We start from the raw sequence: 22,867 nt of genomic DNA, 5'->3' as shown, positions 1-22,867 counted from the left end.
CTCTTAGGAGGAACCTTGCAGGATGCAGGAGGCCCGCCCCGGTCTGAACCAGAGCGGGCCTTGCATGCATGTGTCAGATCACTTCAGCTGATCGGCGGTGTAGTAGCCGGAGCCCACGAGGATCTTCTCATAGTTGGTCACGTCGACCGAGACCGGCTCGAGCAGGTAGGACGGAACCACCTTGACGCCGTTGTCGTAGGTCTTGGTGTCGTTGATTTCCGGCTCCTTGCCGCCCAGCAGGGCTTCGGCCATGCCGACGGTGACGCGGGCCAGCTCACGGGTGTCCTTGAACACCGTCGAGTACTGCTCACCGGCGATCATCGACTTGACGGACGGCACTTCGGCGTCCTGACCGGTAACAATCGGCATCTTCATGTCGCCGGAGCCGTAGCCCACGCCCTTGAGCGAGGACAGGATGCCGATGGACAGGCCGTCATAGGGAGACAGAACGCCGTTGACCTGCTTGCTGCCGTAGTTGGCGGAGAGCAGGTTATCCATGCGGGACTGAGCCACCGCACCATCCCAGCGCAGGGTGCCGACAACATCCATGCCCATCTGGCCGGACGGGATGGCAACCTGACCGGAATCGATCAGCGGCTGCAGGACGGACATAGCGCCGTTGTAGAAGAAGTAGGCGTTGTTGTCGTCGGGCGAACCGCCGAACAGCTCCACGTTCCAGGGCTTGGTGTCCGGGAAGCGCTCCTTCAGGCCCTTCACCAGGCTTTCGGCCTGCTGCACGCCAACCTTGAAGTTGTCAAAGGTGGCATAGTAATCGACGTTGCCGCTGTCACGGATCAGGCGGTCATAAGCGATCACCTTGATACCGGCCGCATTGGCGTTTTCCAGCGCGTTCGACAGGGTGGTCCCGTCGATGGCAGCAATCACGAGCACATCCACCCCTTTGGTGATCATGTTCTCGATCTGCGCCAGCTGGTTCGGGATGTCATCCTCGGCATACTGAAGATCGGTCTGGAAACCAGCCTTCTGGAACTGCTCGACCATCGAGTTGCCGTCGGAAATCCAGCGGGCAGACGACTTGGTCGGCATGGAGATGCCAATTGAACCCTTGTCCTGTGCGAAGACGCTGGACGTCATCATGGCAGGAGCAGCAAGCAGGGTGCCAGCAAGGGTCACCGCCATAAAGGCGCGTTTGGTCAGTTTCATATCAATTTCCTCCCCCGCCCTAAGCGCATAGGGCGTCAAATGGCCGTTGGTCCCGCCTTTTGTCAGGCCTTGGAACCATTCACCGGGGGAAGGCTTGCACCGGCAAAACATAACTGTCAAATTCGATTATATCCATCAAACATAGCAATTAAGATATGAATGATCCTTACAGCACCGGCACTCTGCACAAACGCGGCCTGAAACTCTCGCATCTGCGGCTGATGGCTACCCTCGGCGAGCGTCCGCAGATTGGTGTGGCCGCAACACTTCTGGGGATGACGCAACCCGCAGCCTCCCGCCTGCTGGCCGAAGTGGAACGGATCATCGGCCAACCGGTGCATCAGCGCGAGGGGCGCGGCCTCTCCCTGACTGGCAGCGGACAAGCGCTGGCCCGCCGTGCAGCCCGCATCCTGCAGGAACTGGACGACGCAGGCCGGGAGATCGAGGAACTTGCCGAGGGCAGCAAGGGCGAGGTGCGCATCGGCTCGGTGACGGCCCCGTCCATCGAGCACGTGCTGCCCGCCGTCCAGGAGGCGCGGGAGCTCAATCCCGGCCTGCTGATCGAGGTCATCGTCGACACATCTGACAATCTGTGCAAGGCGCTTATGGCCGGGCGGATCGACTTTGCCGTCGGCCGTCTCGTCGGCATCAGCGATCCCTCACTGGTGGAAATGGAAGTGATGGAACCGGAACCAGTGAGCCTGATGGTGCGCCACGACCATCCGCTGCTCAAATCCGGCAGCATGGCGCTGGAAGACATCATCCGCCATGACTGGGTCATGCCCAGCCCCGACAGCGTATTGGGACGTGCCGTCATCCGCCGCCTGAGCAGCCTCGGACTATCCCCGCCGCGCCAGCAGCTGTCCACCGCCTCCTTCCTGCTGACGCTCGCCATCATCCGCGACAGTGATTCCATTGCCCCCGTCGCCAAAGCCGTTGCCGACACGTTTGCGCAGGACGAAAGCACGATTTACGGGGTGCTGCCTGTGGAACTGGGCATCGAGGTTGAGCCCTACGGCCTCATCCGCCGCAGCGGCAGCACGCTCACGCCCGCCGCCAGCAAGATTGCCGGCCTCATCCTCGAAGGCAGCCGGGCCAAGCGCTAGCCGCTCAAATTGCAGGCATCTCAGATGCCTGCCGCGCCACCATTTCCCATGCAATAGTCTCGCTCATCCAGGCGGTTTCCGGTCCGCGCCGGGGGCTTTGCCGCTTTGCGGTGTGGGCGGAAATCAGCCGTGGCAAAAATATATGCAACAGCCTCAGTTGACATAATGGTATATTCTCATATCAACTTGAGGCGTTCGGGAGAGGACAGCCTGATGCAAGACGCAACGAACACGCCAGATACCGGAGCAGAAACCGGAGAGCCCAGGGCAACGGCCCGGCTCAACACGGCTGGCCGCGTCCCGCTCTACCACCAGATCTTCATGATCCTGCGGAACCGGATCTACACGGGCGAGCTGGCCGAGGGGCAGCTTGTGCCTTCCGAGCAGGATCTCACCAACGAATTCGGCGTCTCCCGCATCACGGCCAAGCGTGCCCTGAACGAGCTGGCGGATGCCGGACTGGTGGTGCGTGAACGCGGACGCGGCACCCGCGTGCTGCAGCGCCCGCCTTCACCCGCCGTCACCTCGTCCATCGAAGGCTGGCTTGAGAACATCTCCCTTATGGGCCTTTCCACCGAGGCGACGGTGCTGGAGTTCAGCTATCTGCCCGCCAGCGAGGACATTGCCCATGCCCTGGAAATGGAGCCGGGGAGGAAGTGCAGCGCGCAGTGCGTGTGCGCCGCCTCAATGGCGAGCCCATGTCCTATCTCGTCACCTATGTGCCCGGCGATATCGGGCGCAATTACGAGCATGAAGAGCTGAACCGCATTCCGCTGCTGCACCTTCTGGAGCGCGCGGGCGTGGCCGTGGCTTCTGCCCGGCAGACCATTTCCGCAACGCTGGCCGAAGCTGATGTGGCCGGCGCGCTCGATATCCATGCAGGCGCGCCGCTGATCGAGGTGCGCCGCGTGGTGCGCGACAGCACCGAGCGGCCAGTGGAATACATCCGGGTTCTCTACAGGCCCGATCTCTACCGTTTCGAAATGTCCATGCGGCGGGTCACCGGTGACGGCAGCCCGCGGTGGACCACAACAAGCTCCGCGCCGGTCCCGGCCGGCGGGGGATAAAAGCTAGGGGATTCCGGGGATCTGACAGCTGCGGGATGCAGCGTGTCCGGGAGACAGACATGACTGAGAAGGTTGGAACTGGTGGACTGAGACGGCGTGATTTTCTGGCAGCAACCGGCGCAGCGGCACTCACCGCAGGCGTCAGCGGCTTTCCGGCCGTGCTGCGGGCCCAGCCCGCATCCGTAAAGATCGGCCTCATTCATCCCGTATCGGGATTTGTTGCCTTCTCCGGCACCCAGTGCCGCGAAGGCGCCATGATGGCGATCGAGGACATCAACGCGGCAGGCGGCATCAAGTCGCTGGGCGGTGCCAAGCTGGAAGCGTTGCTGTCCGACAGCCAGGGCAAGCCGGAGATCGGCGCGGCAGAAGTGACCAAGCTGGCAGAAGCGGGCGTTGACGGTATCGTTGCGGGCTACTCTTCCGCCATCTCGCTGGCGACCTCGCAGGAAGCGGCCAAGACGAACATCCCCCACGTGGTAGACGTTGGCGTTGCCGACAACATCATGTCCCGCGGCCTGACCAACACGTTCCGGTTCAGCCCCGGCTACGGCGCATGTGCAGACTTTGCCATCAGCAACCTTGCCGCCCTCAACAGCCTGACCTCTTCTCCGTCCAAGACGGCGATGATCATCCACGAGGAATCCCTCTTCGGCACTGGTACGGCGGAACTGCTGTCCAAGCGCCTGCCGGAAATCGGCATCGAGGTCATTGAGGTCATCAAGCACGCCAATCCGACCCGCGACTTCACCAACATCGTGCTGCAGCTGAAGTCGAAGAAGCCGGACCTGATCATTCCGGCGAACTACTACAACGAATATGTCCTTCTGGCCCGCTCCATGCGCCAGCAGAAGGTCGAGGCCAAGGGCATCTATTCAGTGCTGGGCGGCGCTGCATCGAACTACAAGTTCGTCAGGGAATTCCCGGAAGCAGCTGACCTGATCATGGATTGCAATCACTGGTTCAATCCAAAGTCCGAAGTGGCACTGAAGCGCAAGGCCGCAGCCGAGGCCAAGGGCCTTATCTACACCTACGAAGTGTTCCTGACCTACAACGCGGTGCTGGCCCTGGCCGATGCCTATGAGCGCGCCGGCACGACGGACAAGGCTGCTGTCAACGCAGCTCTCGCCGCCTCCACGCTGGACATGTCCTTCATGCCCTACAAGGAGACGCAGATGATCAACGGCCAGAACGTTGGCGCTCTCCCGGTGAACACGCAGATCCAGAAGGGTGAGATCGAGGTGATCTTCCCGCAGAACTTCGCCTCCGCCATGCCCGTCTATCCGATGAACGGATAAGCAAGGCGCTCCTGCATCCGGCTGCCGGGCGGTTTGTCTGCCCGGCACCCTCCTCATCAGCAGAGCGGTTCGTCATGCCAGATCTTGCGATCATCATCCCGTCCGTCTTGAACGGGCTCACGACAGGTGCGCTTTACGCCCTTGTTGCCCTTGGACTCACGCTCATCTACGGCGTCCTGCACATCATCAACTTCGCTCATGGCGCGCTGCTCATGCTGGCGCTCTATGGCGTGTTCTTCCTGAATGTCAGCCTCGGCGTGGACCCTTATGTGGCGCTGGCCATCGTGCCGCCGGTCATGTTCGCGCTCGGCTATGGCCTGCAGCGCTTTGTCATCACCCGCGCAAGTCACGGACGGGACGAGAACATCCTGCTCGTCACCCTCGGCCTGTCGATCGTGATCGAGAACCTTGCGCTGATGCTGTTCAAGTCCGACACGCGCATCATCGACACGCCTTACAGTTTCGAGGTCTTCGAGATCTTCGGCGCCTTCATTCCGCAGCCGAAGGTCTTTGCCCTCATCGGCGCGCTGGTCACGGCGGCGCTGCTGTGGGTGATCATGGCCCGCACCGACCTTGGCCGCGCCATCCGGGCCCTTGCCAAGGAGCCGAAAGGCGCAAGGCTGGTGGGCATCAACACGGGCCATGTCTTCGCCATGAGCTTCGGCATCGGCATTGCCTGCCTGGGCGTCGCCGCCTGCCTGCTGCTGCCGAGCTACTACGTCAGCCCAACCGTGGGTCAGGGCTTCGTGCTGATCGCCTTCACCATCGTGGTGCTGGGCGGCATGGGCTCCTTTGCCGGAGCGCTGATCAGCGGTCTCATCATCGGCGTTGTGGAGGCGTTGGGGGGCCTGTTCCTTGGCGAGAGCCTCGGCCAGCTCGGCATCTTCGTGATCTTCATCCTGGTTCTGGTCTTCCGCCCGGCCGGCCTGCTCGGACACAAGGTGTAGGACCATGCGCAACCTCGTCATTCTCCTCGTACTGTTCGGGCTCCTGTCGCTGGCCCCTCTGGTCATCGCGTCCGATTTCTGGCTGAACCTGATCATCATGACGCTCTATGCCGCCCTGCTCGGGCAGGCATGGAACATTCTCGGCGGCTATGGCGGCCAGTTCTCCTTCGGCCATGCCGCCTTCTTCGGCACAGGGGCCTATACGGTCGCGGTGCTGCAGGTCGGCGCCGGTCTCAGCCCGTGGGCAGGCCTTGTGGCAGGTGCGGTGCTGGCGATGGCCGTTGCGGCCTTCATCGGCTTCACCACCTTCCGTTATGGCCTGCGCGGCTCCTACTTTGCGCTCGTCACCCTCGCCTTTGCCGAGGTGCTGCGCATTCTCGCCAATTCCGTGCCCTTCACCGGGGCAGGTGTCGGCATCCTCATTCCACTGAAGCCCGGCGTGGCCAACCTGCAGTTTGCCAGCAAGGACGGCTTCTTCTGGCTGCTGCTCGCCATCACCTTCGCGGCCTTCCTCACCGTCTGGTGGATCGGCAACTCCCGCTTTGGTGCAAGGCTGATGGCCGTGCGTGACAACGAGGATGCAGCGCGGGCACTTGGTGTGGACCCGTTCCGTATCAAGATGAGCGCCATCATCCTGTCCGGGCTTTTCTCCGGCCTCGCCGGGGTCTTCTACGCCCAGTATTTCCTCTATCTCGATCCGTCCATCGCCTATGGCCCGGCCGTATCCGTGGAAAGCCTGCTGGTGCCGATCATCGGCGGCATGGGCACGCTCTTCGGCCCGCTGGCGGGCGCTGCCGCCCTGCATGGCCTGTCGGAAATCACCCGCGAGCTGACCGGCGGCCTGCCGGGGGCGAGCCTTGTGCTCTATGGCGTGCTGCTGGTCATCGTCGTCCTGTTCGCCCCGCGCGGACTGGCCGGACTGCTGAGCGGCAAGACCCGCAAGTCTGCCAAGCCGTCCGCCAAAGCCGCCGCAAACGGAGGACAGAGCCATGACTGACACCACGCTGCTTGAAGTCCACGGCGTCACCAAGCGCTTTGGCGGGCTGGTTGCCTCCAACAACATCTCCATGAAGGTGCCGGAAGGCCGCATCACCTCGCTGATCGGACCGAACGGCGCAGGCAAGACAACGCTCTTTGCGGTCATCACCGGCTTCTATCAGCCGGATGCCGGTCAGGTATCCTTCGACGGTCAGGTCATCACCGGCCGCCAGCCGCAGGATATCGCCGCCATGGGCATGATCCGCACTTTCCAGATCGTACAGCCCTTCCGGGGCCAGACGGTGCGGGAGAACATCGCCGTTGGCGCGCATCTGAAAATCCGCTCCCGCCGCGAGGCGCTGGCCCATGCAGAGGCCGTTGCCCGCAAGGTGGGGCTGGGAGACAGGCTGGATCAGTATGCGGCAAGCCTCACCGTCGCAGGCCGCAAGCGGCTGGAGGTGGCCCGCGCCCTTGCCACGAACCCGCGTATGATCCTGTTTGATGAGGTTCTGGCCGGTCTCAATCCGTCCGAAATCCGCGACATCATCCCCGTCATCCGCTCTCTCAAGGACGAAGGCATCACCATCCTGCTGATCGAGCATGTGATGCAGGCGGTGATGAGCCTTTCGGAGCACACCTGGGTGCTGAACCAGGGCGCGCTGATTGCCGAAGGAGCGCCGAAGGATGTGGTCGCCGACCCGGTGGTGATCGAGGCCTATCTCGGCAAGGGCATGGCCGCCCGGATGAATGCAAAGGCGGAGGCAAGCCATGCTTGAGGTGAAGAACCTGCGCGGCGGCTATGGCCCGGTGGAAGTGCTGCGCGGCGTCAGCTTCGACATCCGCCCCGGCGAGATCGTCGCGCTTCTGGGCTCCAACGGTGCAGGCAAGACAACGGCAAGCGCCCTGCTCTCCGGCCTCATCAGGCCATGGGGCGGCGAGATCCTGTTCAAGGGTGAGAAACTCACCGGTCTGCCTTCCGAAAAGATCGTGGAACGCGGCCTGATCCATGTGCCTGAAGGGCGCCACATCTTCCCGAACCTTTCCGTGCGAGAGAACCTTGAGCTGGGAGCCTACCGGCGCGGCAAGGCAAACAGGGCGCGCAACATGGAGAAGATCACCGGCATCTTCCCGCGCCTGAGGGAGCGCTTCGCCCAGAAGGCAGGCACCCTTTCCGGCGGCGAGCAGCAGATGCTGGCCATTGGCCGGGGCATGATGGCTGAGCCGGAACTGCTGATCCTTGACGAGCCCTCCATCGGCCTGTCGCCGCTGCTGGTGGAGGAAATGTTCACCCTCATCAGCCGTCTCAATGCCGATGGACTGCCGATCCTGCTGGTGGAGCAGAACGTGCTGCAATCCATGGAAATCGCCGGGCGCGCCTTCGTCATGGAGAACGGGGAGATCACCCTCTCCGGCCCGGCTGCCGAACTCATGGACAATCCGGAGCTGAAGCGCTCCTACCTGGGGCTTTCGTGATGCAGACCACGCTGGCACAGAAGATCATCGCCCGCGCCTGCGGACAGGAGACGGTGGAGCCGGGCAGCATCGTCACCGCGAAGGTGGATCTCGCCATGATCCACGACAGCGGCGGCCCGCGCCGGGTGGCGCCGATCCTGAAAGAGCTGGGCACCGGCCTGTTCGATCCCTCCCGCGTGGTGCTGATCTCGGACCATTTCGTCCCCGGCGACACGGAGGAAGGGACAAAGATCCTCGAACTCACCCGCGCATTCGCCCGGGAAACCGGTGTCGCCTTCCATGACGGGGAAGGCATCTGCCACGTCATCCTGCCCGAACGTGGGCACCTGAAGCCGGGCATGCTGGCCGTGGGCGGTGACAGCCACTCCCCTACGGGCGGCGCCTTCGGGGCCTACATGTTCGGCGTTGGCGCCACGGAAATGGCCGGGGTGCTGGCCACGGGCGAAATCTGGCTGCAGGTGCCGCAGACCATCCTCATCGAATGGCAGGGCCGCCTTGGTGACGGGGTAACGGCCAAGGACATCATGCTCGCCCTTTGCGGCCGCCTCGGCATGGATGGCGGCAAATATCAGGCGGTGGAATACACTGGAGAGGCCATCCGCGCCCTGTCCATGCAGGAGCGGATGACCCTCTCCAACATGGCTGCGGAACTGGGCGGCCAGACCGGTCTCATCGCCCCGGACGAGACAACCGTGGCCTATTTGGCCGCAGGCGGCGCAGACCTTACCGCGACGGACTGGCAGCGCCTGCGCACCGATGAAGGCGCGCCATTGCTGGAGCATCACGTCTTCGATGCCGCCGCTCTCGCGCCGCAGGTGGCCGCCCCGCATTCGCCCGCGAACTCCGGGCCGGTGGGCGATGCCGCCGGAACAGCGGTGCAGGTGGCCTATCTCGGGGCCTGCACCGGTGCCAAATACGAGGACATGAAAAACGCCGCCCGCGTGCTGAAGGGCCGCAAGGTGGCCTCCGGCGTCGAGCTGCTACTGGCCCCCTCCTCCCGCCGCGATCAGGAACGGGCAGCGCGTGAGGGCATTCTTGGCACGCTGGAAGAGGCGGGCGCCAAGCTGCTGCCCAATGCTTGCGGCATCTGCGCGGGCTATGGCACGCACCGGCTGGGCGAGGACGTGACCTGCATCTCCTCCACGGCACGCAACTTCAAGGGCCGCATGGGCGCGGCCAGTTCCAGGGTCTGGCTCGGCTCGCCCTTCACGGTCGCCGCTTCTGCCATCACCGGGCACATCACCGACCCGCGCGAGTTTCTGACCGCCAATGGGGAGGCAAGCGCATGAGCACGCCAGACAGGAACGCCACTGCGGCAGCGCGTATCTTCCTCGCCGGGGATGATATCGACACCGACCAGCTCGCCCCCGGCCAGTACATGAAGGGCGGCATCAGCGAGCTGGCAGCCCATTGCCTTGAAGGCGTGCTGCCCGGCTTTGCCGCCAGCGTGCGCCCCGGCGACATTCTGGTGGCGGGCAAAAACTTCGGCATGGGTTCTTCCCGCGAACAGGCGGCTGAGGCGCTGAAGCATCTGGGACTTGCTGCCGTTATCGCCCGGTCCTTTGCCGGGATCTTCTACCGCAACGCCATAAACCTCGGCCTTCCGGTGCTGACGGCCAGTGACCTTGGCCCGGTGACGGACGGTGCAAGGGCGGTGCTCGACATGGAGGCGGATGCACTGCGGCTCGAAAACGGGCCGGTGGTGCAGCTCAACCCGCTTCCGGAAAACCTCAAGGCCCTGCTCGCCGATGGCGGGCTGGTGCCTCACCTCAAGAAAAGATTCGCGAACCAGCGCGGCAAGGAGCAGGTATGATGCACCTGAAGCAAAGACTGGGGCAGAAGCAGATCCTGCTCGCCCCCGGCATCTACGATCCGCTCACGGGGCTTATGGCCGAACAGGCCGGGGCGGAGGCCGTCTATCTCTCGGGCGCGTCGATTGCCTACACCCGTCTCGGGCGGCCGGACATCGGGCTCGTCTCCATGACGGAAGTGGCTGAAACCATCGCCGCCGTGCGTGACCGTATCACCCTGCCCATCATTGTGGATGCGGACAACGGCTTCGGCAATGCGCTGAACGTGCAGCGCACGGTGCGCTGTTTCGAGCGCATGGGCGCCAACGGGCTTCAGCTTGAAGACCAGACCATGCCCAAACGCTGCGGCCATCTGGATGGCAAGACGCTGATTTCCACCCGCGAGATGGCGGGCAAGATCCGCGCCGCCTGCGATGCCCGCGCCAGCAGCGAAACCCTCATCATTGGCCGCACCGATGCCATCGCCGTGGAGGGCTTTGATGCCGCCATGGACCGGGCCGAGGCCTATGTGGATGCAGGAGCGGACATGCTGTTCATCGAGGCGCCGCAATCGCTTGCCCAGATGCAGGAGATCGTCCGCCGCTTTGCCGGGCGCGTGCCGCTGATGGCCAACATGGTGGAAGGCGGCAAGACACCCATCGTCGATGCCGCCGGTCTGGAGGAGCTGGGCTTCAGCTTCGTCATCTTCCCGGGCGGCATTGTCCGCGCCATCGCAGCCACCGCCCGCGACTATTACGCCAATCTCATCGCCAATGGCTCCAATGAAGCCTTCCGCAACCGCATGCTCGACCTAGCCGGGATCAACGGCGTGATCGGGACACCGCAGATGCTGGCCGCCGGCAGCCGTTATGACGAAGGAAGTGCCTGAATGAGTATCGATGCCGTAACGCTGGCCATCCTCAAGGGCCGGCTGGAGCAGATCGCCGACGAAATGGACGCGACCCTGTTCCGCTCCGCCTTCAACCCGATCATCGCTGAAGCACATGATGCCTCGCACGGCATCTATGATGCGGTAACCGGAGAAACCCTGGTGCAGGGCAAATCCGGCCTGCCGATTTTCGTCGGCGTCATGGCCTTTGCGGTCAAGGCCGTCATCGACAAGGCCGCCGCACAGGGCGGGCACCATGAGGGCGATGTATGGATCTTCAACGATCCTTACGCCGGTGGTACCCACCTGTCCGACTTCCGGCTCGTCACGCCGGTGTTCCGGGATGGCAAGGTGTTCTGTTTCCTAGCCTCTGTCGGCCACTGGCATGATGTGGGTGGCAATGTTCCGGGCAACTACAACCCGGCAGCCACCGAATGCTTCCAGGAAGGCATGCTGATCCCGCCGGTGAAGCTGTTCGACAAGGGGAGTTCCGGCAGGACGTGGTGGACATTCTCTCCGCCAATTCCCGTCTGCCTCTGTCGCTTTACGGCGACCTCAACGGCCAGATCAACGCGCTGGACCTTGGCCGCAAGCGCGTTGCCAGCCTGTTGGACGAATATGGCTCCGGCACCGTTGCTCAGTGTCTGGGCGAGTTGAAGGCCCGCGCCGCAGAGATGATGCGGGCGCAGATCCGCGAGCTGCCCGAGGGCACCGTTTCGGCGGAGGATTTCCTCGACAATGACGGCATCCGCGACGAGCCGTTGAAGATCGCTCTGGATCTAACGATCCGCGAGGGGCGGATGGTCATGGATTTCTCCCGCTCCTCCCCCGCCTGCCTCGGCCCGGTCAACATCTCCCGCGCAACGGCGATTGCCGCTTGCTATGTGGCGCTGAAGCACATCTTCGGCGACGTGCCGGCCAATGCGGGCGTGCTGGAGCCGGTGGATTTCATCATCCCCGAGGACAGCCTTCTGTCCGTCAAGGCGCCCAAGCCGGTCGGCGGCTACACCGAAACGATCCTGCGTCTCATCGACGTGGTGTTTCAGGCTGTAGCGAAGATTGCGCCGGAGCCGGCGATGGCCTGCGCCTATGGCACCATCAACGCGCTGTCGCTGGCCGGGCACCGGCAGGATGGCAAGCGCTGGGTCATGTTCTCCTTCTTCGGCGGCGGCCATGGCGCCCATGCAGGCGGTGATGGCCTGAACCACGGCAACGCCCCGATTTCGACGGCGACCATTCCGCCGCTGGAAATTCTGGAAAGCGCCTACCCCGTCCGCTTCACCCAATGGAGCCTCCGGCAGGACAGCGGCGGCCCCGGCCAGACTCGCGGCGGCCTTGGCGCTGTTTACGAGATCGAGCTGCTGGAACAGCAGGCAGATGTGTTCCTCTTCGGCGAGCGCGGCAAATATGCCCCTCCCGGCATTGCTGGCGGCGGATCTGCCCTTACCAACCGTTTCACCTACGAGCAGGCCGATGGCGAGCACAGCCCGCCGATGGTCTCCAAGATGCTCGGCATCCACATCGAGCGCGGCCAGAAGCTGCGGCTGGAGACACCTGGCGGCGGCGGCTATGGCGACCCGCGCCTGCGTGATCCGCAGGCCGTCGCCCGCGACGTGCGCCTTGGCTATGTCACGCCGGAAGCTGCCGAAGCAGCCTATGGCGTCAGGCTCAATGCCGATGGCTCCGTTGACATGACCCGCACCAATGACTTGCGCCGTCAGGAGGCTGCAGAATGAACAAACCGGCTTATGTGATCGGCGTCGATGTCGGCGGCACCTTCACCGATGTCTTCGTGCTCGATGAGGCCAATGGCACCATCGTCACCGCAAAGGTGCCCTCCACCCGGGGCGATCAGTCGAAGGGCTTCATTGAGGGCATCGCCTCCCGCGTGGCCGATTTCGGCGACATCAGCACAGTGGTGCACGGCACCACGGTGGGCACCAACGCCCTGCTGGAGCGCAAGGGCGCCCGCACCGGCATCATCACCACGGAAGGCTTCCGCGACGTGCTGGAAATGCGCCGCCGCGACCGGCCCACGACCTGGGGGCTGAAGGGCGCCTTCACCCCCGTGGTGGAGCGTCCGGACCGGGTGGAGGTGCAGGAGCGCGTGCTCGCCGATGGTTCGGTGCTGCAGGTGGTGGATGAGGAAGAAGTCCGCGCCCAGGCGAAAGCCCTCGCCGAAAGCGGCTGCGATGCGGTCTGCGTCTTTTTCATCAACGGCTACGCCAACAATGACAACGAGCGCCGCGCCGTCGAGGCCGTGCGTTCCGTCTGGCCGAACTCCTACGTCACCGCGGCTACGGAAATCCTGCCCGAGATCCGCGAGTTCGAGCGCCTGTCCACGGCAACGCTCAACGCCTATCTCCAGCCCGCCGTCGCCTCCTATCTGGACCGTCTGGAAACGGGCCTGAAGGCGCAGGGCTTCACCGGCGACATTCTCATCGTCCAGTCGAATGGCGGCGTCATGTCCATCGGCACGGCGAAGAAGTACCCGGTGCGCACCGCCCTCTCCGGCCCCGCAGCCGGGGTGATCGCGGCAACAGCCATCGCGGAAGCAGCGGGCTTCCCCAACATCATCACCTGCGACATGGGCGGCACCTCCTTTGACGTGTCCCTCGTCGCAGACGGCAAGGCAGCGCTGGCTGCACAGACGGCCATCGACTTCGGCATGGTCGTGCGCACGCCGATGATCGAGATCACCACCATCGGCGCAGGCGGCGGCTCCATCGCAGGCGTGGACAAGAGCGGCCTGCTTCAGGTCGGTCCGGAATCGGCTGGTTCCGACCCCGGCCCGGTGTGCTACGGCCTCGGCAACACCCGCCCGACCGTGACCGACGCCAACCTCGTGCTGGGCCGTATCAACCCGGACCGGCCCATCGGCGGCAAGCTGTCAAAGCTCGACATCAACGCCTCCCGCGAGGCAATCCGCAGCCATATCGCTGAACCGCTCGGCCTCTCCATCGAGGACGCAGCCGAAGCAATCCTGCGGCTTGCCAATGCCAAGATGGCCGGCGCCATCCGCCTCGTCTCCATCGAGAAAGGGCACGATCCGGCCCAGTTCGCCGCCATGCCCTTCGGCGGCGGCGGCTCGCTGCACACAGGCGCGCTGATCAAGGAAGTGGGCCTCGGCTCCGCCCTCGTCCCGCGCTTTCCCGGCGTCACCTCGGCGCTTGGCTGCGTCGTCGCCGACATGCGGCATGACCGGGTGCAGACCGTCAACCGGGTGCTGGACACGATCGACGCAGGTCAGCTTGGCGCCGGCATGCTGGCCGCTGCGGCGGAAACGGAAGAGCTGCTGGCCACTGCCGGTGTCGCCTTTGCCGCCGTTGACCGGGTGTTCGAGCTGGACATGCTCTATCTCGGCCAGACCCACACGGTGAGTGTGCCGCTGACCATTCCGGCAGACGGCCTGACGCGCGAGGCCATCCGCGACGCATTCGAGGCCGCCTACAAGGCCCAGTTCGGCCGTCTGCTCGATGGCATCCCCATGCGCGTGATGAACTACCGCATCGCCGTCATCGGCCGCCGTCCGGGGCTGGACATGCGCCTCTTCGCCCCCGTGGATGGAAAGTCTGCTGCCGAATGCAGGATCGGCACCCGCCGCGTTTATGCTGACGGCACCTGGCATGAGGCAGGCATCTATGAGCGCCTGCAGCTGATGACGGGCGCACGCATCGAAGGCCCTGCCATTCTGGAACAGCCGGACACGACGATCTTCGTGGACCCCGGCCTTGCCGGAACCGTCGATGCCTTCGGCAACCTGATCATCCGTCCGGAGGCGTGAGCGATGAAGCTGAACACCCTCGACCCCGCTCGCACCGGCCTGCTGATCGTCGATCTGCAGAACGACTTCCTTGACCCAAAGGGCGCCTATGGCCGTGCCGGGCAGACCAGCCCGGACATCGCCGCCCTGCCGCAGCGCATTCTTCCTCTGGCAGAGGCACTGCGGAAGAAGGGCGGCTGGATCATCTCCACCCAGTTCACGCTGGTGCCCGGCAAGGGCGGTGAGCCTTTCATCTCGCCGCATCTGAAGTCCCTGCGGCCCTTCCTTGCCAGGGGTGACTTCTGCCCCGGCGCATGGGGTCACCAGCTTGTGGACCTGCTGCAGCCTGCGGATCTGACGGTGGAGAAGATCGCCTATTCGGCCTTCTACATGACGCGCCTTGAATGGGTATTGAAGAAGGCGGGCATCGACACGCTGATGGTCTGCGGCATCGTCACCAATGGCGGCGTCGCCTCCACCTTGCGGGATGCGCATGTGCGGGATTTCCGCACCATTGCCCTGTCAGACGGCTGCGCCGCCTTCTCCCCGGCCACCCACGCACAGGCGATGGGCGACATCTCGACCATCTCGAAGGTGATGACCACCGCCGAGGCCACCGCCCTCGTGAACGCCCTCTGAGAGCAAGGCCATGAAAAACGCAGGCACCCCGAAGACCGTCTTTGGAGAACCGCCCCGGATCGACATCGAAACCGGCGTGCTGATCATTGGCGCAGGTGCCTGCGGCCTCACCGCTGCGCTTCATGCCGCCGATACGGGGGCCGAGGTGATCGTGGTGGAGCGCGATGCCTCGCCCTCCGGCTCCACGTCCATGTCCTCCGGCTTTGTTCCTGCGCCCGCCACCCGCTACCAGCAGGCCATCGGCGTCAGCGATGACACGCCGGAGCGGTTCGAGGCCGATATTCAGGTCAAGACGAAGCATCGCGCCCTGCCGCATCTGGCAAGCCTCGCCAGCCGCAACATTGGCCCTGCGGTGGAGTGGCTGGGCAAGCATGCGGGCATCGAGTGGATCGTGCTGGAGGGCTTCCTCTATCCCGGCCACAGCCGCCACCGGATGCATGCGGTGAAGGAAAAGACGGGTGCCGCCCTCATCGCCGGGCTCCTGTCTGCCACGCAAGCGCGGGACATTCCGCTTGTCACGGGAGCGTGGTGCAGCACACTTTATGCCGGAACGGAGGGCCGCATCCTCGCCGCCGCCATCCAGCGCCCGGACGGCGCAGAAGAGATCATCGCCGCAAAGTCCATCGTGCTGGCCTGCAACGGCTATGGCGGCAGCCGCGAGGCCATCGCCCGGCACATTCCGGAGATGGCGGGCGGGCTTTACTATGGACACGAGGGCAACACGGGCGATGCCATCGCCTGGGGTGAGCAGCTGGGCGCGCAGCTTGCCCATCTTGGCGCCTATCAGGGCCACGGCTCCCTCGCCCATCCACACGGCATCCTGATTTCATGGGCGCTGATGATGGAAGGCGGGCTGCAGGTGAACCTGGAGGGACGCCGTTTCTCCAACGAGAACGAGGGCTATTCCGAACAGGCGGTGCATGTTCTGGCCCAGCCTCAGGGCGTTGCCTGGAACATCTACGACGAACGTATCCACCAGTTCGCCCTTGGCTTTCCCGACTACTGCGAAGCCGTGGCCGCCAAGGCCATCCGCTCTGCCCCCGATGCTGCCAGCCTGGCCGCAGCCACCGGCCTGCCGGAAACGCAGCTGGCGGAAACATTGGCGCAAGCTGCCCGTCTGGCGGCAGGCGGGGCGGGCATGACCGATGAATTTGGCCGCGATTTCACCACCAAGCCTGCCCTCACCCCGCCCTTTCATGCAGTGAAAGTGACCGGCGCCCTGTTCCACACCCAAGGCGGCCTCGTCATCGGCGGGGACGCCCGCGTGCTGCGCGCCGATGGCACAGCGCTGCCGAACCTCTTTGCCGGCGGCGGCGCGGCCTGCGGCGTTTCTGGGCCAGAAGTCTCGGGCTATCTGTCCGGCAACGGCCTTCTCACGGCCATCGCCTTCGGCTGGATCGCCGGGCGCGAAGCGGCGCGGCAAGCCCTGCAAGGCTGATCCCCGCCGCCGCAGGATCTTGGGCGCAGAGGGGGCAATACGGCAGAATTTCCTGCCGTGCGGCAGCGGACGGCAGCACCCGCGTGCGGCGCACGGCTCTAATGGCGCCGATCCTTCCCCCGCTCAGGAGCCTGTCATGAGCCTCATCAAGACCATCGACCACACCCCCACCTTCGAGCCCACCCACGCCCTGCCCGCCCCCGAGCGGCTGATTTCCGGCAATCCGGAGTTCTCCACCTGGGCCATGGACGAGTCGCGCGATGGCAAAATCAAGTCCGGCATCTGGCAGGCCACTCCCGGCCTCACCCATTCGATCAAGGGCGAAACCTTCGAATTCTGCCACATCCTTGAAGGCGTCGTCGAAATCACCGAAAACGGCAAGGAGCCCATCACCTATCGTGCCGGTGACAGCTTCGTCATGAAGCCCGGCTTCGTCGGCACCTGGCGCACCATCGAGACCGTGCGCAAGATCTACGTGGTTTGCTACTGAATGATATCGCGGCTGGCGGTTCGGAAGCCGTCAGCCGCGTTCTACGGGCTAGTTGCTCTCTGCGCGAGTGGGGCGCGACACCTTCAAGTTTGCGCCCTGATGGTGGGCTTCCAACGCCCCTACGCCGCCAGTTCTCCCGCCAGCCGTTCCAGCATGGCCATGCAGGCGGCGAGTTCCTCGCGCAGGATGTATTCATCGGGCCGGTGGGCGCGGGTGATGGAGCCGGGGCCGCAGATGATTGAGGGCACGCCTGCAGCCTGAAACAGCCCCGCCTCCGTGCCATAGCTTACCGACTGAATCGCCTCACCGCCCGACAGCCGCTCCATCAGCGCGATGAAGCCGGCATCCGGCGTGGGTGCCAGCGCGGGATAGCTGGCGAGTTCCTGCCAGCTTGCCGACAGTGCCCGCCCTTCTGCCTTTGCCGCAGCCACCAGCGCATCAAGCTTTGCCAGCACCTTTGCACTCACATCCTGCGGCGCGGCTCCGGGCACGGAGCGCACCTCGAAAGCGAGACGGCAGAGATCCGGGATGATGTTGACGGCACTGCCGCCCGATACGATCCCCGCCACCACCGTTGAGGAGGGCGGCGAGAAACGCGCATCAAACGGCCCTTCCACTTCCATCTTCGACGAGAGATCGCGGATGAACAGCAGCAGTTCGGCTGCCGGATAAAGCGCATTCTCGCCGAGCGCGGGTTGGGAGCTGTGCGCAGCCTTGCCGGTGAAGGTGATTTCCACCGCCTGCTTGCCCTTGTGGGAGAGCACGGGGCGCATGTCCGAGGGCTCGCCGACGATGCAGCCCGCCGGCAGGGCGCACAGATCCGGCAGCCTCGCAATCATGTGCGGCACGCCCCGGCAGCCAATTTCCTCATCATAAGAAAAGGCGATATGCACCGGACGCTTCAGGTTTGCCGCCTTGAACAGAGGCACCGCCGCCAGCACGCAGGCGAGAAAGCCCTTCATGTCCGTGGCCCCGCGCCCGGTCAGCCGCCCGGCCTGGTCCGTCAGGCGGAAGGGATCAGACGTCCACACCTGCCCCTCCACCGGCACCACATCCATATGGCCGGAGAGCACATAGCCCGGCACATCCTTCGGCCCGATGATGGCAAAGAGGTTCACCCGGTCGCCTTCCGGCCCCGGCAGCACGGCACAGTCCACGCCATGGCCCGCCAGATAGCTGCGCACATAGTCCGCAATCGTGCCATTGGCCGCGCCGGGCAGCACGTTGAAGCCAACCAGATCCGCCAGCAGTGCTTCCGCCGAATGCGCCATTCCCAAGTCTCCAGTCATTCCGTAAATTCCCTGCCAGCCATCATCCGCGCTTTGCCGCGCAGTTCCTGCCGAAGAGACATGCCACAGCAGGATATCCTGCCGGGAGCATGTCTCCAATCTGCCCAAGGACCCTACCACCCCCGACCCCTGCCGCACAGAATTGCGCGAAAGAGCCCCCGAACAGCGCAATTGGCTGCCTGCCCCAAACATATGGCGCATGGTTGTGCCGCCACAGACCTAGGATCGCTCAAGATTTACCGGAGCCTTGCAGTGCCCTTGTCCTTTCAGCCCACTTATGACCTTGCAGCCAAGGTCTATACCCGCAATGTTTCGCGGGCGCTGAAAAGCCTCAAGCACATTGAGGCCGGCACCATCTGGATCAACCGCTACGGCCGGTCGCGTGATCACATCCTGCTGGCGGGAGACTGCAAGTCCTGCAGCTCCGGCAAGGATCTGAGACGCGGCGCCTATCCTGCCAACCGCCGCTCCAAGAGCGTGCTCATCGACCAGTGAGAGAACATGGCCCCCTATCGCATTGCAGTCATCCCCGGCGACGGCATCGGCATTCCGGTCACGGAAGCCGCTCTCGCCGTTGCGGCCAAGGCCCTGCCGGGCAAGCTGGAAACCGTCACCTTCCCCTGGTCTTGCGACTATTATCTGCAGACCGGCCGAATGATGCCAGAAGACGGTATCGAGACCCTGCGCGGCTTTGACGCCATCTACCTCGGCGCCGTCGGCTGGCCGCAGAAGGTGCCGGATTCTGTGTCACTGCATGGGCTTCTGCTGCCGATCCGCAAGGCCTTCGTGCAATATGCCAACATCCGCCCGCACCGCATTCTGGCTGGCGTCGAAGGCCCGCTGCGCAAGGGCGGCTTTGACATCCTGTGCATCCGCGAGAACACCGAGGGCGAATATTCCGGCGCTGGCGGGCGCGTGCATCAGGGCACGGCCAATGAAGTGGCCGTTGAAACCGCCGTCTTCACCCGTGCCGGCGTCGAGCGCATCCTGCGCTTCGGCTTCGAGCAGGCCCGCAAGCGCAGCAAGCGCCTTGCCTCGGTCACCAAGTCCAACGCGCAGAAATACTCCATGGTGTTCTGGGATGAGGTGACGAAGGAACTGGCCGCCGAATATCCGGACGTTACCGTTAGCCACTACCATATCGATGCCATCGCCGCCCGCATGGTGATGGCGCCCGAAAGCCTCGACGTGGTGGTCGCCTCCAACCTCTTCGGCGACATTCTCACGGATCTGGGCGCGGCCATTCAGGGCGGCCTCGGCTTTGCCGCTTCGGCCAACATCAACCCGGACCGTTCTGCCCCGTCCATGTTCGAGCCGGTGCATGGGTCTGCGCCTGATATCGCGCATCTGGGCATCGCCAACCCGCTGGCCGCCATCTGGTCCGCCGCCATGATGCTGGAGCATCTGGGCGAGGCAGCAGCTGCTGCCTGCATCATGACCGCCATGGAGCAGGCCACCGCGCGCGGCATCGGTACCGTGCCGGGGCAGAACAAGACGGATGAAATCACCCAGGCCGTGATGGCCGCGCTGGATTGAGGATAAGCCATGACGATTGCAATCTCTGACCTTCTGCCCGGCCTCAAGGACGCAGACCTGTTCCGCCAGCAGAGCGTGATCGGCGGCGTCTGGTGTGATGCCTCGACGGGCAAAACCATTGAGGTCAGCAACCCGGCCACCGGCAAGGCTATCGGCACCGTGCCGGACATGTCCGCCGAAGACACCCGCCGCGCCATCGAGGCAGCGGACACCGCCTTCCGCGCCTGGCGCAAGGTGCCCAACGCCGAGCGCGCCGCAAAGCTGGAGCGCTGGTTCACGCTGATGGAAGAGCATGCGGACGACCTCGCACTCATCCTGACGCTTGAACAGGGCAAGCCCCTCGCAGAGGCACGCGGCGAAATCACCTATGGCGCCTCCTTCGTGAAATGGTTCGCCGAGGAAGCCCGGCGCATCGAGGGCGGCATCATCCCCTCGCCCTCGAATGACCGGAAGATCCTCGCACTGAAGGAGCCCGTGGGCGTTTCGGCCATCATCACGCCGTGGAACTTCCCCAATGCCATGATCACCCGCAAGGTCGGCCCGGCACTGGCCGCTGGCTGCACCGTGGTGATCAAGCCCTCCGACTTCACGCCCTATTCGGCGCTGGCATTGGCCGTTCTGGCAGAGCGGGCCGGCATTCCGGCAGGTGTCATCAACATCATCACCGGCCTGCCAACAGAAATCGGTGCGGAGCTGACCTCCAATCCGGTGGTGCGCAAGCTGTCCTTCACCGGCTCCACCCGCGTCGGCTCCCTGCTGATGGCCCAGTGCGCCCCGACGGTGAAGCGCCTCAGCCTTGAACTTGGCGGCAACGCGCCCTTCCTCATCTTTGACGACGCAGATCTCGATGCAGCCGTGGAAGGCGCCATCGCCTCCAAGTTCCGCAACGGCGGACAGACCTGCGTCTGCTCCAACCGCATCCTCGTCCAGACCGGCATCTATGATGCCTTTGCATCAAAGCTCGCCGAGCGGGTGGCTGCAATGAAGGTGGGTGCAGGTCTTGAGGCAGGCGTTGCCATCGGCCCGATGATCAACCGCGCTGCGGTGGAGAAGATCGAACGGCACGTGTCCGACGCCGTCGCCAAGGGCGCCAAGGTCGCCGCCAAAGCCGCAACGCCGGAAGGCAGCCAGTTCGCCGCCCCGGTGGTGCTGACCGGCTGCACCACCGAGATGCAACTCGCCAGCGAGGAAACCTTCGGCCCCGTCGCCCCGCTCTTCCGCTTCGAAACGGAAGAAGAGGCCGTGCGGATCGCCAATGACACCCCTTCGGCCTTGCCGCCTATTTCTACACCCGCGACATGGCCCGCGCCTGGCGGGTTGGCGAAGCACTGGAATCGGGCATGGTCGGCCTCAACACCGGCGCCATCTCCATGGCCGTCTCCCCTTCGGCGGTGTCAAGCAATCCGGCCTCGGCCGCGAAGGCGCCCGCGACGGCATCGAGGAATATCTGGAAACCAAAGCCTTCCACATGTGCGGGCTTTGACGGAAACCGGAGCGGGCCAAACGGCCCGCTCCTTTGGTTTTCAGGAAGGAGAAGGCCGCAAACCCTCTCCGCCGTCGTCCCGCACACACGCCCCCTCCTTCGTCATGCCATGGCGGAGAGAGATGGAGAGCCGCGAGCGTGAAGGCCGCTCACAACAAAAAAGGCAGGCCCGGCGCCTGCCCTTTTCAGCTTCATGACACAGATCTGGCCTTCACCCGATCCTGTCCTTGAACTTGTAGTATGCCCCCACAAGCGGCAGGAACCAGGGTTGGCCGAGGTGGCCGGGGATGGCGGGCCAGGGGAGGCTGGACCAGGGGTTGGTGCGGGTGCGGCCAAGGACCTGGTCCGCGATGATCTCGCCCATGTGGGTGGCGATCTGCGCGCCGTGGCCGGAGTAGCCCATGGCGAAATGCACGCCGTCTGCTTCGCCTGCGCGCGGGAAGCGGTCCTTGGTCATGTCGACGAGGCCACCCCAGCAATAATCCACCTCGATATCGCCGAGCTGCGGAAAGATGCCGCGCAGCGCGTCATTGAGGATGCGGCCGCTCTTTTCGTCCGAGGTCTGGTTGGAGGTGGCGGAAAAGCGGGCGCGTCCACCGAAGATCAGGCGGTTGTCCGGCGCCAGGCGGAAGTAGTTGCCCACATTCAGCGAGGTGACGCAGGTGCGGTTGCCCGGCATCACAGAGTGTACTTCCGTGTCCGTCAGCGGGCGGGTGGCCAGCAGGAAACTGCCGACGGGCACGATGCGGCGGCGGAAGAAGCTGAAGGTCCTGGGCGTATAGGCACCGGTCGCCAGCACTACCTTTGCCGCCCTCACAATGCCCTTTGGCGTTTCCAGCTCGTGGCCGGAGGCCGTCTGGCGGCGGCCGGTGACGGGCGTGTTCTCGTGGATTTCCGCCCCATGCCGGGCAGCAGCTTCCGCAAGGCCCACGACAAAACGGCCCATGTGCATCATGGCACTCTTCTTCTGCAGCATGCCGCCGTGGAAGATGTCCGAGCCGATTTCCCCGCGAGCTCGGCTTTGCTCAGCATTGCCGTTGCAGGATCGACCGTGCGGTTGATGGCTTCAAGGTTGCGGGCCAGCACCTCATAATGCTGCGGCTTGGACGCAAGCTTCAGCTTGCCGGAGCGGCGGAAATTGCAGTTGATGCCCTCTTCCGCGATAATGCGCTCGATGGTTTCAATGCCATCATCAAAGGCCTTGTACATGGCCTTGGCTGTTTCGACGCCATAGGTGGAAATGGCGCCGGTGAAGCTGTGGGCCACCCCATTGTTGAGGTGGCCGCCATTGCGGCCCGAAGCTCCGAAGCCGACCGTTGCCGCCTCCAGCACGATGACCCGGCGGCCTTCCATGGCCAGACGCCGCGCCGCGCCAAGACCGGTGAACCCGGCCCCAATCACCGCAACATCATAGAGCCCGGAAGGGGCCGCTGTGGCGCCACCGGTAAAGGCGGGCGCCGTATCCTGCCAGTAGGATGCGAATTTCATGAGTCAGCTCCCGGAGCTTGCGCGGATCACAA

At 64.3% G+C, this 22,867-nt stretch carries 19 protein-coding genes and 3 pseudogenes; 19 read left to right on the top strand and 3 right to left on the bottom strand.

From position 1 onward, the window contains the following. Positions 1 to 78: 78 nt before the first annotated feature. The gene (gene chvE, locus ACQB61_RS02875) at positions 79 to 1,164 is read right to left on the bottom strand and encodes a multiple monosaccharide ABC transporter substrate-binding protein (RefSeq protein ID WP_430511413.1); all 1,086 of its coding nucleotides are present in this window, start codon (positions 1,162 to 1,164) and stop codon (positions 79 to 81) included. Positions 1,165 to 1,319: 155 nt separating this feature from the next. Here chvE and ACQB61_RS02870 point away from each other — a divergent pair, with 155 nt between their 5' ends. From ACQB61_RS02870 to ACQB61_RS02795, 16 genes and pseudogenes are all read left to right on the top strand, one after another. Further along, positions 1,320 to 2,270 carry a LysR family transcriptional regulator gene (locus tag ACQB61_RS02870; protein ID WP_430511412.1) on the top strand — a complete coding sequence of 317 codons (951 nt, stop codon included), beginning with the start codon at positions 1,320 to 1,322 and terminating at the stop codon, positions 2,268 to 2,270. 213 nt (positions 2,271 to 2,483) lie between these two features. Further along, entirely contained in the window at positions 2,484 to 3,032 is a 549-nt protein-coding gene (locus ACQB61_RS02865; protein ID WP_430511411.1) for a GntR family transcriptional regulator, read from the top strand. After that, positions 2,969 to 3,337 carry a GntR family transcriptional regulator gene (locus ACQB61_RS02860; RefSeq protein ID WP_430511410.1) on the top strand — a complete coding sequence of 123 codons (369 nt, stop codon included), beginning with the start codon at positions 2,969 to 2,971 and terminating at the stop codon, positions 3,335 to 3,337. Before ACQB61_RS02865 ends, ACQB61_RS02860 begins: the two co-directional genes overlap by 64 nt. Before the next feature lie 59 nt (positions 3,338 to 3,396). Then, positions 3,397 to 4,632 carry an ABC transporter substrate-binding protein gene (locus ACQB61_RS02855; protein WP_430511409.1) on the top strand — a complete coding sequence of 412 codons (1,236 nt, stop codon included), beginning with the start codon at positions 3,397 to 3,399 and terminating at the stop codon, positions 4,630 to 4,632. Positions 4,633 to 4,706: 74 nt separating this feature from the next. Further along, a complete protein-coding gene (locus ACQB61_RS02850) occupies positions 4,707 to 5,579 on the top strand; it encodes a branched-chain amino acid ABC transporter permease (protein ID WP_430511408.1) in 873 nt (290 codons plus the stop codon). Between the two features lie 4 nt (positions 5,580 to 5,583). After that, positions 5,584 to 6,576, top strand: a complete 993-nt coding sequence (locus ACQB61_RS02845) for a branched-chain amino acid ABC transporter permease (RefSeq protein WP_430511407.1) — start codon at positions 5,584 to 5,586, stop codon at positions 6,574 to 6,576. Next, entirely contained in the window at positions 6,569 to 7,333 is a 765-nt protein-coding gene (locus tag ACQB61_RS02840; RefSeq protein ID WP_430511406.1) for an ABC transporter ATP-binding protein, read from the top strand. Before ACQB61_RS02845 ends, ACQB61_RS02840 begins: the two co-directional genes overlap by 8 nt. Beyond that, positions 7,326 to 8,030 (top strand): ABC transporter ATP-binding protein, encoded by a 705-nt coding sequence (locus tag ACQB61_RS02835; protein ID WP_430511405.1) that lies wholly within the window; start codon positions 7,326 to 7,328, stop codon positions 8,028 to 8,030. Before ACQB61_RS02840 ends, ACQB61_RS02835 begins: the two co-directional genes overlap by 8 nt. After that, positions 8,030 to 9,319 carry a 3-isopropylmalate dehydratase large subunit gene (locus tag ACQB61_RS02830; RefSeq protein ID WP_430514270.1) on the top strand — a complete coding sequence of 430 codons (1,290 nt, stop codon included), beginning with the start codon at positions 8,030 to 8,032 and terminating at the stop codon, positions 9,317 to 9,319. The genes ACQB61_RS02835 and ACQB61_RS02830 overlap by 1 nt, the downstream gene beginning before the upstream one ends. Beyond that, a complete protein-coding gene (locus tag ACQB61_RS02825) occupies positions 9,316 to 9,843 on the top strand; it encodes a 3-isopropylmalate dehydratase (RefSeq protein ID WP_430511404.1) in 528 nt (175 codons plus the stop codon). The genes ACQB61_RS02830 and ACQB61_RS02825 overlap by 4 nt, the downstream gene beginning before the upstream one ends. Continuing rightward, a complete protein-coding gene (locus ACQB61_RS02820) occupies positions 9,843 to 10,709 on the top strand; it encodes an isocitrate lyase/PEP mutase family protein (protein ID WP_430514269.1) in 867 nt (288 codons plus the stop codon). Before ACQB61_RS02825 ends, ACQB61_RS02820 begins: the two co-directional genes overlap by 1 nt. Next, a pseudogene (locus ACQB61_RS02815) lies at positions 10,710 to 12,229 on the top strand (hydantoinase B/oxoprolinase family protein); the annotation flags it as partial. Positions 12,230 to 12,441: 212 nt separating this feature from the next. Next, positions 12,442 to 14,493, top strand: a complete 2,052-nt coding sequence (locus ACQB61_RS02810) for a hydantoinase/oxoprolinase family protein (protein ID WP_430511403.1) — start codon at positions 12,442 to 12,444, stop codon at positions 14,491 to 14,493. Between the two features lie 3 nt (positions 14,494 to 14,496). Next, on the top strand, positions 14,497 to 15,111 hold the full coding sequence (locus tag ACQB61_RS02805) for a cysteine hydrolase (protein WP_430511402.1): 615 nt from the start codon (positions 14,497 to 14,499) through the stop codon (positions 15,109 to 15,111). A gap of 10 nt (positions 15,112 to 15,121) precedes the next feature. Then, entirely contained in the window at positions 15,122 to 16,549 is a 1,428-nt protein-coding gene (locus tag ACQB61_RS02800) for an FAD-dependent oxidoreductase (protein WP_430511401.1), read from the top strand. Between the two features lie 136 nt (positions 16,550 to 16,685). Then, on the top strand, positions 16,686 to 17,039 hold the full coding sequence (locus ACQB61_RS02795) for a cupin domain-containing protein (protein ID WP_430511400.1): 354 nt from the start codon (positions 16,686 to 16,688) through the stop codon (positions 17,037 to 17,039). Positions 17,040 to 17,158: 119 nt separating this feature from the next. Here the strand turns inward: ACQB61_RS02795 and argE are convergent, their stop codons facing one another. Continuing rightward, the gene (gene argE, locus ACQB61_RS02790; RefSeq protein ID WP_430511399.1) at positions 17,159 to 18,310 is read right to left on the bottom strand and encodes an acetylornithine deacetylase; all 1,152 of its coding nucleotides are present in this window, start codon (positions 18,308 to 18,310) and stop codon (positions 17,159 to 17,161) included. A gap of 270 nt (positions 18,311 to 18,580) precedes the next feature. Here argE and ACQB61_RS02785 point away from each other — a divergent pair, with 270 nt between their 5' ends. From ACQB61_RS02785 to ACQB61_RS02775, 3 genes and pseudogenes are all read left to right on the top strand, one after another. Continuing rightward, positions 18,581 to 18,823: an aldehyde dehydrogenase family protein gene (locus tag ACQB61_RS02785; RefSeq protein WP_430511398.1), complete on the top strand. Its 243-nt coding sequence runs from the start codon at positions 18,581 to 18,583 to the stop codon at positions 18,821 to 18,823. Between the two features lie 6 nt (positions 18,824 to 18,829). Further along, positions 18,830 to 19,864: a tartrate dehydrogenase gene (locus ACQB61_RS02780; protein WP_430511397.1), complete on the top strand. Its 1,035-nt coding sequence runs from the start codon at positions 18,830 to 18,832 to the stop codon at positions 19,862 to 19,864. 9 nt (positions 19,865 to 19,873) lie between these two features. After that, positions 19,874 to 21,347: pseudogene (locus ACQB61_RS02775) on the top strand (NAD-dependent succinate-semialdehyde dehydrogenase). Positions 21,348 to 21,558: 211 nt separating this feature from the next. On the opposite strand, the pseudogene ACQB61_RS02770 reads toward ACQB61_RS02775, so the two are convergent. Beyond that, positions 21,559 to 22,835, bottom strand: a pseudogene (locus tag ACQB61_RS02770) (NAD(P)/FAD-dependent oxidoreductase). Positions 22,836 to 22,867: the final 32 nt, after the last annotated feature.

Origin of the sequence: Pannonibacter phragmitetus (assembly GCF_050510895.1) — a bacterium.
Classification (GTDB): Bacteria; Pseudomonadota; Alphaproteobacteria; order Rhizobiales; family Stappiaceae; genus Pannonibacter; species Pannonibacter phragmitetus_B.
The sequence above is the reverse complement of the archived record's forward strand: the minus strand, read 5'-3'. Positions and strand labels throughout refer to the sequence as shown.